The sequence below is a fragment of the Faecalibaculum rodentium genome (assembly GCF_001564455.1).
Classification (GTDB): Bacteria; Bacillota_I; Bacilli_A; order Erysipelotrichales; family Erysipelotrichaceae; genus Faecalibaculum; species Faecalibaculum rodentium.
In genome coordinates, this window is record NZ_CP011391.1 from 799,689 (window position 1) to 813,995 (window position 14,307).

Sequence of the window (14,307 nt, forward strand, 5' to 3'; positions counted from 1 at the left end):
ACATCAAATTTATGAAGACAGATACAACTGACTGCCAGCTGACAGGCTGGAAGGATGATCTCCACCGGCATCCGGAACTGGGGCTGGATCTGCCCTGGACCAGCGCCTATATCCGGCAGGCCCTGGAGAAAACCGATGCACAGATCCTTGAACCAATGCCGCATGCAGTGGCGGCCTGGTTCGACTTCGGGCGGGAATCCACCCTCATGTTCCGCGCCGACATGGATGCGCTGCCTGTACAGGAACAGACAGGTGCTCCCTGCACGAGTCTTGTCCCCGGCCGCATGCATGCCTGTGGACATGATGCGCATATGAGCATTCTTCTCGGATTTGCCCAAAGTCTTGCAGAGCGGACAGAGTGCGCCTGCAACGTTCTTCTGATTTTCCAGCCTGGTGAAGAGAACCCGGGAGGCGCGAAGCTGATCTGCGAAACCGGGATCCTGGAACAGTACAGAGTCAAAGCCGCCTTTGGATTCCATGTCTGGCCGAACCTGGAGGCTGGGACTGTGGGTGTGAGACCCGGTCCGATGATGGCAGCCAGCAGTGAAGTGGATATCACAATTGAAGGCCGCAGCGTGCATGCCGCCAAATACAGGGAAGGGGCCGATGCGCTGCAGACAGCTGCAGATCTGGTCGGCAGCATTTACCGCAGGGAAGCCGCATTGTCTCCCGATGTGTTTCGACTGCTGCGGTTTGGCCTGCTGCAGGCCGGAACCATCCGCAATGTGGTGGCCGGCAGCGCCAGACTGGAAGGAACAGTCCGGGCTTTTGAACCGGATGTGTTCCAGGGCCTCAAGGATATGATCCTGTCGATGGCCCGAAATGCGCAGGTGCACAGCGGCTGCAGGATCGGCGTTCATTTTTCCGACGGATATCCGGCGGTCCTGAACCATCCGGGTCTCACCGGGAAGCTGCTGGACTCCATGCCGGATCTCGTCAGGCTGGAAGAACCGGAGATGATCAGCGAGGACTTCTCGTTTTACCAGCAGCGTGTTCCTTCCGTGTTCTTCTTTCTGGGAACCGGCACGGGTATTCCTCTGCATGATCCGCATTTTGATGTTCCCCCATCGGTGCTGGTGCAGGGAGTATCCTTCTGGAACAGGGTACTGGATGTCATGACTCGGAAAGAGAGCGGTTTCAGCAGAGAATTATGATAAAATAGGTCAAAGGGTTTTCTAGAAGGGAACGGTATTAAAAATGAAACTGCTGGCAACTGACTATGACGGCACCCTCTGTTACGGATACGGAGATGTGATGCCGGAGGATCTTGATGCAATCAGGCGCTGGAAAGAGGCGGGAAATCTGTTTGCTGTTGTGACCGGACGCAGCGGTCTGTCCATCCATCGGGAACTGGACAAGTACGACCTGAATCCGGATTTCATCATCTGCAACAACGGCGGACTTGTATTCGACGGAGACGGACGCCGTCTGTCGGAGAACTATATGGAGACCATCACGGCCATTGACCTGGTATATGCCATGAAAGAGATGGACGATGTGTGCAGCGTCATGGTCAATGACGGCATGGCGCGTCACAAGATCTGCGTGAATCCGCAGCTGGAAGATCCCAGGTATCCGGGTGTCAAGGCTGACCTTCCGGAAGATGAGGCGCTGTCTCTGCCGCGCTACTGCCAGATCGTGGTGTCCATGACGGATTCGCAGGCAGCGGAAGACATGGCGGAACAGATCAATCACTTCTTTGGAGATCATCTGGCAGCCTATCCGAACAACACCTGTGTGGATGTTGTGGCAAAGGGCGTCAACAAAGGCGAAGGTCTGCAGTTTGCCCTTTCCTGGGCGGATGTGGATGAAGAAGACGTCTATGTGCTGGGAGACTCCTGGAATGACCTGCCCATGATCGAAGCTGTCCCCAACAGTGCAGCCATCGTGACTGCGCCGGAAGCAGTCAAGGCACAGGCTTCCCGCACCTGCACGGGACTGAGCGAACTGGTCGGCGATCTGCTGGCCTGAACTGTCACGCTGCCTGCAAGGGCAGCATGATTTATGAAGGGGGACAGATATGGATTTTTCAATCAATGATGTCTGGATCTGGCTGCAGCTGCTTCTGGACATTCTGGCAGTGAGCACCGTCCTGTATTCAGGTCTGCGCATCATCCGCAACAATTCCCGGACCATCCAGATATTCAAGGGGATCCTGGTGGTCATTCTCATTAAGCTGCTTGCCCTGGCGCTGGGACTCCATGCGCTGAACTGGCTCATAGACACCTTCCTGAACTGGGGCGTGGTCGCGGTGCTGATTCTCTTTCAGCCGGAAATCCGGAGCATGCTGGAGAAAGTCGGAAAGACAACGGCCATCTTCTCCCAGAATGTGTCTGTTTCCCAGATTTCCGGCATGGTGGACGAACTTGTGGAATCCTGTTCCGCCATGTCAAGAACAAAGACAGGAGCTCTGATCACCATTCAGATGACCCAGAGCCTGCAGGATTACATCGAGACCGGCATCACCATGGATGCCGAAGTTTCCAGCGAGCTGCTCGGGACCATTTTCCAGTACGGCACCCCGATGCATGATGGAGCGGTGATCATTCAGGGCGTGAAAATCGCCTGTGCTGCAGCCTATTTTCCGCCCACCGCCAGGGACCTTCCGACACGCTACGGTGCCAGACACCGGGCAGCTGTGGGGATCTCCGAAATCACGGACTCCATCACCATCATCGTATCCGAAGAAACCGGAGCGATTTCCGTCGCCATGCGCGGACAGCTGACGCAGTACAGCCCGGATGCACTGCACCGCTTTCTGATGAACAAGCTGGCAGCTCCGGAAGAAGAGGCGGCATTCAGCATGGAGCCTGTTCTGAATACAGCCCGGAAGGTGGGGTTCAACATTCCCAGGCGGGATCTGCATCAGGAAAAACCCAGGGACGAACGCATCAAGCCGCTTGAAGTGGATGATTTGTACAATGCGGGAGGCAAAGACAGACATGAGTGACAAAAAACGGGTCTCCCGGTCCATGCGCTGGCTGCGGCGGTTCTGCAAGACAGCTGTGAACTGGGTCAGCAAGCTCTTTGACCAGATTGTCTACAACAAAAGGGCCAGTCTGGCGGTGAGCGTGATGGCGGCTGTGGCCATCTGCATTTCGGTGAATTTCGAAGATCTGTCAGCCATGTTCGTCAACGGCAGCCAGACAACACTGAATGTTTCGGGCATTCCGGTCGAGGTCCGGATCGATGAAGAACAATACAAGGTGGAAGGTCTTCCCAACACGGCCGATCTGACCGTCACGGGAACACCGGCCGATATCCAGGTGTTCCGCTCACAGCAGTCCAACGTGACCGTGACCGCCAACCTGACAAGTTTCGGGCCAGGCCGCAATGAAGTCCCGCTGACTGTTTCCGGAGTTCCGGATTCGCTGTCAGTCACGGTCAATCCGGAGTCGTGCTCCATCAATATCATCCAGAAACAGACACGAACCTTCGACATCAAGCCTGAGCTGCTGCTGGGCAGCGGACAGAAGGCGTCGGATTTCCAGACACCGGTCCTGGATCAGACGAAAGTGAGGATCACCGCTTCTCCCAATGAACTCAATGCCATCCGGACAGTCAAGGCGCTGGTGGATGCATCCGGGCAAAGCGGAGACTTTACGGTTTCAGCCGTGATTGCGGCATACAATGCAAATGGAGATAAAATCACAGTCACAATGCAGCCGCAGACAGTGACTGCCACGGTGAAGGCTGCGCAGAAGGAGGAGAATCCCAATGGGTAAATATTTTGGAACGGATGGCGTCCGCGGTGTCGCCAATGAGGACCTGACGCTGGACATGGCTGTCCGCATCGGCCAGTATCTGGGCTGGTATTATGGACAGCAGAGAAACCATGCAAGGATCCTGATCGGCAAAGACACAAGACTGTCCGGGGATATGTTTGAGCTCGGGCTTGCAGCAGGGGCTGTCAGCACCGGCGCCGAGGTGAAGCTTCTGGGCGTCTGTCCGACTCCGGCAGTTTCCTTTCTGGTCAACAGGTCGGATTTTGACTGCGGGATCATGGTATCTGCCAGTCACAATCCCTATACCGACAATGGCATCAAGATCTTCAATCACGAAGGAAAGAAGATGGAAGAAGAACTGCTTCTGTCCATCGAAGCCTATATGGATGGACTGACGGAAATTCCTGTGGCTCACGGTGAAGCAGTTGGAACCTTCCAGTGCTGGCCCGAAGGCCTTGACCTCTACATCCGCTGGCTGGAATCCGTGGTGGATGAAGATCTCACGGGCATGAAGATTGCGGTGGACCTGGCCAACGGATCGGCCACCAGCACCGCCGTTCGCACCCTGCAGGATCTGGGGGCGGAAGTTCTGGCCATAGGGGATGAGCCAAACGGCATCAACATCAATCTGCACTGCGGCAGCACACATCCGGAAGCCCTGCAGGCGTTTGTCCGCGAAAACGGATGCGACCTGGGTCTGGCGTTTGACGGAGATGCCGACCGTCTCATTGCGGTCAACAGCGATGGGGAACTCGTGAACGGCGACTATATACTCTACATTGTCGGCCGGGATATGAAGGAGCAGGGAAAGCTCAGGGGCAACATGGTGGTGACCACCGTGATGGCCAACCTGGGTCTGTACAAAGGTCTGGAAGCCTCGGGAATCGATTACATTCAGACGCCGGTGGGTGACAAATATGTATTCGAGGAGATGGAGAAAAACGGGTACCTGATCGGCGGCGAACAGTCAGGCCACATTATTTTCTATGAAAACATGGTGACCGGCGATGGACTGCTGACGGCGCTGAAGCTTCTGGAGACACTTAGACGTACGGGAAAGACGGTCCAGGAGCTTTCAGATGGACTGTTCATCTATCCCCAGGAACTGGTGAATGTCCGCGTCCGGGACAAAAATGCGGTCATGGAGGACGAGGGGCTCCGGGAGGTGATTGCCCGGGCGGAAGCTGCACTGCAGGGAAATGGCCGGATCCTGGTCCGTCCCTCGGGAACCGAACCGCTGGTCCGCGTGATGGCAGAAGCCGCAACGGATGATATCTGCCGTGACTGTGTGAAGACGGTGACGGATTATCTGGAAGAAAACGGGTTTTAGCGCAAAGGAGGCACCTGCATGAAGCGAGTGATCAGCATCGTAGAGGATGAAAAGGACATCAACAACCTGGTGGCGCAATACCTGCGCAAGGAGGGATATGAAGTCCATTCCTACTATACTTATGAAGAAGCCAGCGCCCATGCCGGAGATGACGACGTGCATCTGTGGATCCTGGACATCATGCTGGATGACAAGAGCGGATTTGACCTCATAGAGGAAATCAGGCTCCGGGATCCCGACACGCCGGTGATTTTCATGTCTGCCAGAGACAAGGAATTTGACCGGATCATAGGCCTGGAAAAAGGCTCGGATGACTACATCACCAAGCCGTTCTCCCCCAAGGAACTGGTTCTGCGTGTCAACAACATCATCAAGCGGGCCTACAAGGACAACAGCAACCGGATTGCGGTGGATGGATATGAGCTGGATGAAGTTCAGCGGAAGATTTATGCCGACAATGTGGAAATCGAGCTGACGACCAAGGAGTTCGATCTGCTGATGATGTTCATCAAAAACAAGGGGATCGCATTTTCCAGGGACAAGATCCTGGAAAATGTCTGGGATGAGAACTATTTCGGTTCCGACCGGGTGGTGGATGACACCCTGCGGCGGCTGCGGAAGAAGCTTCCCAACCTGAATATCCATACGATTTACGGGTACGGATACCGGCTGGGATGAAAGGGCAGAAAGGTCCCTGGTTCACCAGGATGTCCCTCACGCAGCAGGTTTTCAGCATGATCGTGATCATGCTGATTTTTCTGTCTGCCTTCTTCGCGTTTTTCATCTCGGATTCCATCGACAGGACCATCACGGACCTGATGTACACCATGATGGCCAGCGACCAGAAACCCATTGCAACGGTTCTCACAAGAGATACAGACACAGAGGACCGGGAATACCTGAGTGCCTACCTGCAGGCGGATGAGACTCAGACGAGCTTCCTTGTGCAGGATGGAAAAATCATCATGGCAAGCCGGATGCCGGAGCAGGAATCCGGGATCCAGGAACACCTTCTGACACAGGCAGACAGTCTCTTCGAGGCTGTGCCGGAGGAAGTGAGAAGCGGCATGTATCAGGAGGATGGCCGCACATATTATTACCGGATGGAAAAACTGCCGGGTGCAGCCGGTCCCATGATCCTGGTCACGTACATGAATGACCTGTATGCCAGCCAGTTCAGGGAATCGCTGATCAATTCCACGGTCTATGTCATCATCATCGTGTTTTTTCTGATGCTCATGGCCACGCTGATCTGGGTGTTCTCCATCATCCGGCCGCTGAACCAGATTCGAAGCTACATCAGTCAGATCAAGCAGGGCAAGGACGTGGATCTTTACATCAACCGCGGGGATGAAATCGGGGATCTGGCAGATGAGCTCGTGACGATGAAGGATGAGCTTTCCCGCCAGGACAAGGCCAAGGAGGAAATGATCCACAATATCTCACACGATCTCAAGACACCGATTGCGACCATCAAGTCCTATTCCGAATCCATCAAGGACGGGATCTATCCCTATGGAGACCTGGACTCCAGTGTGGATGTGATCCTGCACAATGCGCAGCGGCTTGAGGAAAAAGTCCACAACCTGCTGTACCTGAACCGTGTTGAATACCTGGTCAGCAGTGATGCGAGCGGGGTGGTCACGAATATGAAGGATGTGGTCGAACAGGTGGTGCTGAACTCTGCCGTGATCCGACCGGAGATTGAAATCATCACCGATGTGGAAGAGGTGTTTTTCGACGGACTCATCGAGGCCTGGCGTGTATCGATTGAAAACATCATGGAGAATGCATTCCGGTATGCGAAAACCTACATCAAAATACAAGTCAGGGAAAACGATCTGCGCATCTCCAATGATGGTCCCAAGATGCCGGAAGACAGAATCGATACCCTGTTCCGCCCGTATGAAAAAGGCGAAGGCGGCAGATTCGGTCTGGGGCTGTCCATCGTATCCAAGGTCACAAAAGCGAACAACTACCTTGTGCAGGGATACAACCTGGATGACGGCGTATGCTTCAGGATCTACAGACCTGTAATGGAAGAGCAGGGAAAAGCGAAGAGAAGGAGTCAGTGGAAATGAGAGTTGGAACCATAGGCACAAGTGTCATCACGGAACGGATGATCTCGGCTCTGCAACAGGCGGGGCATCCCGTTGTGGCAGTCTGTTCCCGATCAGCGGCAAAGGGCCGGGAGTTTGCGGACCGGCATGGGGTAAAAAAAGCCTATTCGGATCTGGAATCCATGCTGCAGGATCCGGACATTGACACAATCTATGTGGCGAGTCCCAACTCCCTGCATTACGGACAGGCCAGGCGGGCTTTAAAGACAGGTCACGATGTGATCTGCGAAAAGCCGTTCACTTCCACCCGGGAGCAGGCAGTCGACTTGTTTGAAACGGCGGAAAAACACGGGAGGCGGATCTTTGAAGCCATCACGACGCTCTACACACCCAATTACAGACTGCTGAAAGCGAATCTGGAAAAGATCGGGCAGCCAAGGGTGATCAACTGCAGCTTTTCCCAGTACTCTTCCCGGTATCAGTCGTATCTGGATGGTCAGGTGACGAATGTATTTGATCCGGCGTATGACGGAGGAGCTCTTCGGGATCTGGGTGTGTACAACCTGCATTTTGTGACCGGACTCTATGGTATGCCGGACACAATGCAGATGGTCACGCAGCGGGGATACAATGGCGTCGACCTGGATGGTACGGTGATCCTTGGATGGCAGGACAAACATGCTGTCCTGACACAGGCCAAAAACTGCAGTGCACCCAACTGTGTCCTCGTGGAAGGCGAGAAAGGCACGCTGATGGTTCAGTCCAGCCCTGGTCGTGTACAGAACCTGCGGTTTGTCCCTTTGAAGGGAGACATGATCGGGAAAACAGAGGAAGATCTGTCTGCGGATATCGGCATCATCCAGGATGAAAATCACATGGTCTATGAAGTCATGGAATTTGCCAGGATCATGGAGGAAAACGATGAATCCGCCTATCGGGAAGCAATGGCGCAGACGCTTCGGGTGATGGATATCCTGGATACACTGGATCCCCGGCCAGGAGCGGAAGTCTGCCGGCAGACTGCCTGATACTTCAGAAAAAGCTGCAGCCTGCTGCACGATCCATGTGCGGCAAAGCTGCAGCTTTTTGTCTGTACCAGCGGCTGTCTGTGGCAGCGGCTGTCTGTATCAGCGGTCCACCGGCACAAGACCGGCTGTGGCATCCGGTTCTTCGGGCTCCTCGGAATATACAAATACCAGGGAATCCGGACTGCTCAACGAGGCATCATACCGGTACCCAAGTTCGCTGAATCCCTGCAGCTGCGCGGAAGTCTGGACATTGCCCGCGGCCATCCACCGGACCATGGCGCCTCTGGCCATTTTGGCATACACTGCCGTCTCCTGGAGCTTTCCGTTTTTTGGCCGCAGAAAGTGAACATCTGTCACGGGGCGGAACTGGCGGACCGCCCGGGAATATTCCGCACTGGCCAGATTGATTACTTCCTCGGACTCAGGCAGGAGTTCCTTCAGCGGTTCCTTCCATGTCCTGTAGAGATTGAACGGTCCTTTTGTCCCCATCTCCAGACGATAGGGTGTGATCCCATCCATCGGGGAAAGGGCTCCATACAGCCCGGAGAGTATCAGCAGGTGGCGGTTGATATACGCAAGCATGTCATCTGTGAAGACCCCGGGAGCCATATACCGGTAGGCAATGCCGGAAAACATGACAATGGCGGGATACCGTTCCGTTTCTCTTCCTTCTTTCAGCGCCTGGTAATGGTCGTACATGGGCCGGGTCACGTTGTCAGATACCTTGTAAAGTGCCTTGAGTTCCTCATAGGACAGAGACTGCAGCTCTTCCAGCAGCGTCTGTGCCTGTGACTCAAACCGGGGTGTGGTCATGGCAAGTCCGTGGGTATCATCCTGAATGAGTTTTTTGGCCGGTGACAGGAGGATCTTCATTTGTCGCCCTCCTGCAGGTGCTCGCAGGTCACACAGAGGATGCTGGCGACATGATCATCGTCCAGGGAATACAGCAGGGTTTTTCCATCCCGTTCGCTTCTGACCAGATGCGCATCTTTCAGCGCCTTGAGCTGATGAGAGACGGCACTGCGCGACATTTGAACCACATTGGCCAGATCTGTGGCACAAAGAGGCCCGGATTCCAGTGCCGTCAAAAGGCGGAGGCGCGTCGGGTCGGCCATGACTTTGTAAAATGCAGCCAGGCCTACAATGTCATCCTGACAGGGCATGTGGTTCAGGGCCCGGGACACGGCCTGGGTGTCCTGTATTTCATATGGGAAGAGATCGGGGCTTTGTGTGTTTTTCATGTCCCTCATTATAACAAATCCGGCAGGCATCACAGCAAATCAGCGGGGGATCCGCCGCAGGACAGTGAGAATCCGGCAGCAGTCAGTTAGCCATGGTATACTTTCAGCGGTGATAGATTTGACTTTGACGAACATTGAGCCGGGAGAAAGCGCCCGGGTACTTGCCATTGACCTGGATTCTGCCAGACAGCACAGACTCCGGGCACTGGGGATGATCCCCGGTACACAGGTCACGGTTCTGCAGAAAAAACGGTCCGGGACATTGGTGATCAACCTGCGGGGAACCCGGTTTGCCCTGGGTTCAGCCATGGCCGACCAGATTGGAGTGGAATATGTCTGAGGACAGAAAGCGCAGCGAATCCTGGATGAAGCCGCATTCTCCGGGAAACAGCAAACCTGATGCATCTTCCAGGGAGCTGACGATTGCTTTCATCGGCAATCCGAACTGCGGGAAAACCACACTGTTCAATGCCTATACAGGTGCAAACCTGAAAGTGGCAAACTGGCCGGGGGTGACAGTGGAGAGGGTGGAGGGAGCCATCGAAAGCCACGGTCGGAAAATCCGTCTGGTGGATCTGCCCGGGACCTACTCTTTGTCTTCCTTCACCATGGAAGAACAGGTTTCAAGGCAGTTCATTCTTTCGGACCAGGTGGATGTGGTCGTTGATGTGGCCGATGCCTCCAGCCTGGAACGGTCCCTGTATCTCACCCTGCAGCTCATAGAACTCGGCAAACCTGCGGTCCTGGCATTGAACATGATGGATATCGTGGAGAAACGGGGCATCGACCTGGATCTGCATCGTCTTCAGGAGCTCCTGGGCATTCCGGTGGTACCGGTCGTGGCCCGGAAAAAGAAGGGCCTTCGGACTCTGCTGCACGCAGCTTTGCATCAGTACGAAGATGCAGATGCCTCCAACCACCGGCCAAGGGCGGTGGACCGGGAAGCGGAGCTGGAGTTTGTGACGGAATATGCACCGGATATCGAGGACTGCATCCATGATCTGGAGCAAAGGCTGCCAGCTGGTACAGACAATCCCCGGTTTGCGGCTCTGGCGCTTCTGGAGCACGATCCGGAAATCATGGTCAGATATCCGGATCTGGCCAAAGGAACCCCGGATTTCGGTGACCGCATCATCAACGGGAAATACGATACAATTGAAAAAATCATGCCGGAGGTGCTGCTGGGGAAGGAAGCAAGCGATTCTTTCACCGACAAAGTGGATGATGTGGTGCTTCGGCCGTTCTGGGGTGTTCTGATTTTCCTGGCGGTCATGGGGCTCGTGTTCGCACTCACGTTCAATGTGGGGGACTGGCTTTCCGGGTGGCTGGAAACGCTGATTGACTGGTTCACGCAGGGAGTCGGCACGCTGCTCGAAACCATGCACGCATCCCCCTGGGTCATCAACCTGGTATGCGATGGCATCATCTCCGGAGTTGGAGGCATTCTGACGTTCCTGCCCAATGTAACGATCCTCTTCATCGCTCTTGCGTTTCTGGAGGATTCCGGGTATATGAGCCGGGTGGCGTATGTGATGAACGACATTATGGAACACCTGGGTCTGTCCGGCCGGGCGTTCATCCCCATGGTCCTGGGGTTTGGCTGCACGGTTCCGGCCATCATGGCCAGCCGCACACTGGAGTCCTGGAAAGACAGGTTCCGGGTGATGCTGGTAACGCCCTTCATGAGCTGTTCTGCAAAACTGCCGATCTACATCCTGTTTTCCGGTATGTTTTTTGGTCAGTATGCGATGTGGGCGGCGTATTCCATGTACCTGATCGGGATTCTGGTGGCGCTGGCAGTGACCTGGCTGCTGCACATTACAGACAGATCGGCCCAGGTCCAGCCGCTCCTGATTGAACTGCCGGCCTACAAACGGCCTTCCGCGTATACGATCTATGTCTACGTTTGGGACAAGGTGAAGGATTTCCTGGAAAAAGCGGGAACCACTATTTTTGTGGCAAGCATCCTTCTGTGGTTCCTGATGCATCTGGGACCCTCTGGTCTGACAGATGACGTAAGTGTATCCTTTGCGGCGACACTGGGCCGGGGTCTGGCATGGATCCTGATTCCCTGCGGTCTGGGGTTCTGGCAGATTGCCGTGGCCCTGCTTGCGGGGATCAGTGCCAAGGAAGTTGTTGTATCCAGCACTGCGGTGCTGTTCGGCATTGCGAATGTCAACAGCTTCGGTGGCATGCAGCAGCTTCACCAGGAACTCCTGGGTATCGGCTTTGGCCCGCTGAATGCCTGGTGCATGATGCTGTTCTGTCTTCTCTATGTGCCCTGTCTGGCTTCGCTGGCGACGATTCGCCGGGAAGGCGGAGTGCGGACCATGGTCACAGGCGCAGCCTTTCAGCTTGGTGTGGCGTGGCTGCTGACATTCGTCACCTGGCAGATCGGATCCCTGCTGTTCTGACGGGCTTCGGCTGCTGAAACAGGACAGCCGGGTGATTTTCAAACTGACAGGACCTCCGGATTCAGCCCCGGAGGTCTTTTTTCGGGCGTGTAAACATACACCTTTGGTCTGTCCTGGAGAAAGAGGAAGGTACCTGCACATCCAGACAATGAAGGGGCGACCGAGTCCAGGTGATTTCCATCCACTGCGGGCCGGGTGAAGGGAAACGAACAAAGAGGACAAAGCAGACAAAATCCGATTTTTTCAGTTGAATGACCTATCAACTGTTGCTACAATACAGATAACAATTGAATGAGTGTTCAATCAAGGAGGCACACAATGAAAAAGACGTACAAAATGGAAGTGGACTGCGCCAACTGCGCAGCGAAGATGGAAGATGCCATCCGGAAAATTGAAGGGGTCCATGATGCCCGTGTCAACTTCATGACACAGAAGCTGGTTCTGGACTGCGACGAAGACAGGCTGGATGCAATATTGAAGGAAGCAAAGAAGGCCTGCCGTCGTGTCGACAGCGACAGCGTGCTCTGCTGCTGACTGATCGGAGGGTCTGCCCAATGACAAAAAAACAGAAAAAGGGTCTGGTCCGCATCGGGATCACGACCCTGCTTTACATTGCGGGAATTGTTTCCGAACATGCACAATGGCCGGGATTTGTCTGGATCATGGCAGCTGCCTATCTGCTGATCAGTTATGACATTCTGAGAAAATCCGTGATCAACATCATGCACGGGGAAATATTTGACGAAAACTTCCTGATGTCTGTAGCCAGTCTGGGAGCCGTGGCCCTCGGACAGCTGGATGAAGCGGTGGCAGTCATGCTGTTCTATCAGATCGGTGAATGGTTCCAGTCCTATGCAGTCAGCAAATCGAGAAAATCCATTGCCGCCCTGATGGACATCCGGCCGGATTATGCCAACATCGTGCAGGATGGAAAAATCGTGCAGGTCGATCCGGAGGATGTGCAGCCCGGCACTGTGATCGTGGTGGAACCCGGGGAACGGGTACCGCTGGATGGCGTGGTGGAATCCGGGACTTCCAGCCTGGATACCTCGGCGCTTACCGGCGAATCTGTCCCGCGGTCGGTTCGACCGGGATCGGACGTGATCTCGGGCTGCATCAACCAGAGCGGGGTGCTGTATGTAAAGACCACAAAGCCTTACGGGCAGTCCACGGTGGCAAAAGTGCTGGAGCTTGTGGAGAATGCCTCCGACCGGAAAGCGCCTGCCGAACAGTTCATCACCCGGTTTGCCAGGATCTACACCCCTGTGGTCTGTGCCTTGGCCCTGGCGCTGGCTGTGCTGCCGCCACTGCTGTTTCAGCAGCCCTGGACGGTCTGGATCTATCGTGCCCTTACCTTCCTGGTGATCTCCTGCCCGTGTGCTCTTGTGATTTCTGTGCCCCTGTCCTTTTTCGGGGGCATCGGGGGGGCATCCAGGGCCGGGATCCTGGTCAAGGGAAGCACCTATCTGGAGGCGCTCGCGGATGTAAAAACCATGGTGTTCGACAAAACCGGCACGATCACACGCGGCACGTTCCAGGTCACGGAGATCAAGCCGGCGGATCTTCCCGCTGAAAGACTGCTGATGTATGCAGCAGCCGCCGAACAGCATTCTTCACATCCTATTGCCCAGTCCATTCTGCGCAAGGCACAGGAACTTCACGATGCTCCGGTTTTGACGGCAGAAAATGTTCAGGAAATACCGGGGCACGGGGTCAGTGCGGATGTGGATCACCAGCATATCCTGGCCGGAAATACCAGACTCATGGAATCCCAGGGCATTCCCGTATCCATCCTGCCCGCAGGATCGGGCATGGGAACGGTGGTTTACATTGCGGTAAACGGAGTCTATGCGGGGATGATTGAAATTTCGGATGAAATCAAGGAAGATTCCGCGACGGCTCTCACGCTTCTTCGCAGGTATGGGCTGAAGAAATTTGTCATGCTGACAGGAGACAATGAGCAGGTGGCAGAACGCGTTGCCGGCCAGATAGGCATAGATGAGTATCATGCCAGCCTTCTGCCGCAGGACAAAGTGGAAATCCTGACCCGGCTCCTGTCCCAGGACAAAACGGCTTTTGTCGGGGACGGCATCAATGATGCCCCGGTCCTGGCTGCGGCGGATGTTGGCATTGCCATGGGGGCACTGGGAAGTGATGCAGCGATAGAAGCTGCGGATGTCGTGCTCATGAAGGACCGGCTTACGCAGATCGTGACGGCAATCGCCATAGCGCACAAGACACTGCGGATCGTCCGCGAAAACATCGTGTTCGCATTGGGAGTGAAAGTGCTGATCCTGATTCTGGGAGCCCTGGGACTGGCCAACATGTGGGCTGCTGTATTTGCGGACGTCGGTGTGGCCTTCCTGTGCATCCTCAATGCCATGCGGTGTCTGAGAGTGCCGGAGATTCCGCTGGACTGATCAGCCGTGTCGGTACCTGACAGGCAAGAGTGCTGTCGGGTCAAATGTTCTGACTGAACAAGTGTTTCATGGTATTCTATGTCATATGC

Annotated in this window: 14 protein-coding genes; 12 read left to right on the top strand and 2 right to left on the bottom strand. The window is 55.0% G+C overall.

Annotation, left to right across the window (positions count from 1 at the left end; all coding sequences use genetic code 11):
• Nucleotides 1-11 precede the first annotated feature (11 nt).
• Genes aalo17_RS03980 through aalo17_RS04015 form a run of 8 tightly spaced genes read left to right on the top strand, consistent with a single transcriptional unit; the run spans nucleotide 12 to nucleotide 8,143 of the window.
• The gene (locus aalo17_RS03980; RefSeq protein WP_082743236.1) at nucleotides 12-1,154 is read left to right on the top strand and encodes a M20 metallopeptidase family protein; all 1,143 of its coding nucleotides are present in this window, start codon (nucleotides 12-14) and stop codon (nucleotides 1,152-1,154) included.
• Between the two features lie 43 nt (nucleotides 1,155-1,197).
• Nucleotides 1,198-1,971, top strand: coding sequence for an HAD-IIB family hydrolase (locus tag aalo17_RS03985; RefSeq protein WP_067555858.1), 774 nt, complete (start codon nucleotides 1,198-1,200; stop codon nucleotides 1,969-1,971).
• 49 nt (nucleotides 1,972-2,020) lie between these two features.
• Nucleotides 2,021-2,950 (top strand): diadenylate cyclase CdaA, encoded by a 930-nt coding sequence (cdaA, locus tag aalo17_RS03990; RefSeq protein ID WP_067555861.1) that lies wholly within the window; start codon nucleotides 2,021-2,023, stop codon nucleotides 2,948-2,950.
• Nucleotides 2,943-3,725: a CdaR family protein gene (locus aalo17_RS03995; RefSeq protein WP_067555864.1), complete on the top strand. Its 783-nt coding sequence runs from the start codon at nucleotides 2,943-2,945 to the stop codon at nucleotides 3,723-3,725. Before cdaA ends, aalo17_RS03995 begins: the two co-directional genes overlap by 8 nt.
• Entirely contained in the window at nucleotides 3,718-5,055 is a 1,338-nt protein-coding gene (gene glmM, locus aalo17_RS04000; protein ID WP_067555867.1) for a phosphoglucosamine mutase, read from the top strand. Before aalo17_RS03995 ends, glmM begins: the two co-directional genes overlap by 8 nt.
• A gap of 18 nt (nucleotides 5,056-5,073) precedes the next feature.
• Nucleotides 5,074-5,733 (top strand): response regulator transcription factor, encoded by a 660-nt coding sequence (locus tag aalo17_RS04005; protein ID WP_067555869.1) that lies wholly within the window; start codon nucleotides 5,074-5,076, stop codon nucleotides 5,731-5,733.
• A complete protein-coding gene (locus aalo17_RS04010; protein ID WP_067555872.1) occupies nucleotides 5,730-7,136 on the top strand; it encodes a sensor histidine kinase in 1,407 nt (468 codons plus the stop codon). Before aalo17_RS04005 ends, aalo17_RS04010 begins: the two co-directional genes overlap by 4 nt.
• Nucleotides 7,133-8,143 carry a Gfo/Idh/MocA family protein gene (locus aalo17_RS04015; protein WP_067555875.1) on the top strand — a complete coding sequence of 337 codons (1,011 nt, stop codon included), beginning with the start codon at nucleotides 7,133-7,135 and terminating at the stop codon, nucleotides 8,141-8,143. The genes aalo17_RS04010 and aalo17_RS04015 overlap by 4 nt, the downstream gene beginning before the upstream one ends.
• Before the next feature lie 99 nt (nucleotides 8,144-8,242).
• Here aalo17_RS04015 and yaaA read toward each other — a convergent pair whose 3' ends face one another.
• Both yaaA and aalo17_RS04025 read right to left on the bottom strand, forming a co-directional pair.
• Entirely contained in the window at nucleotides 8,243-9,016 is a 774-nt protein-coding gene (gene yaaA, locus aalo17_RS04020; protein WP_067555878.1) for a peroxide stress protein YaaA, read from the bottom strand.
• Entirely contained in the window at nucleotides 9,013-9,384 is a 372-nt protein-coding gene (locus aalo17_RS04025) for an ArsR/SmtB family transcription factor (protein ID WP_082743238.1), read from the bottom strand. Before aalo17_RS04025 ends, yaaA begins: the two co-directional genes overlap by 4 nt.
• Before the next feature lie 109 nt (nucleotides 9,385-9,493).
• On the opposite strand from aalo17_RS04025, the gene aalo17_RS04030 reads away from it, so the two are divergent.
• The 4 genes from aalo17_RS04030 (at nucleotide 9,494) to aalo17_RS04045 (ending at nucleotide 14,218) form a co-directional block, all read left to right on the top strand.
• On the top strand, nucleotides 9,494-9,724 hold the full coding sequence (locus aalo17_RS04030; protein WP_203225844.1) for a FeoA family protein: 231 nt from the start codon (nucleotides 9,494-9,496) through the stop codon (nucleotides 9,722-9,724).
• Complete coding sequence (gene feoB, locus aalo17_RS04035; RefSeq protein WP_236940506.1) at nucleotides 9,717-11,798, top strand: ferrous iron transport protein B; 2,082 nt, start codon at nucleotides 9,717-9,719, stop codon at nucleotides 11,796-11,798. Before aalo17_RS04030 ends, feoB begins: the two co-directional genes overlap by 8 nt.
• 318 nt (nucleotides 11,799-12,116) lie before the next feature.
• Entirely contained in the window at nucleotides 12,117-12,332 is a 216-nt protein-coding gene (locus aalo17_RS04040; RefSeq protein WP_067555881.1) for a cation transporter, read from the top strand.
• Nucleotides 12,333-12,352: 20 nt separating this feature from the next.
• Nucleotides 12,353-14,218, top strand: a complete 1,866-nt coding sequence (locus aalo17_RS04045; protein WP_067555884.1) for a heavy metal translocating P-type ATPase — start codon at nucleotides 12,353-12,355, stop codon at nucleotides 14,216-14,218.
• Nucleotides 14,219-14,307 lie beyond the last annotated feature (89 nt).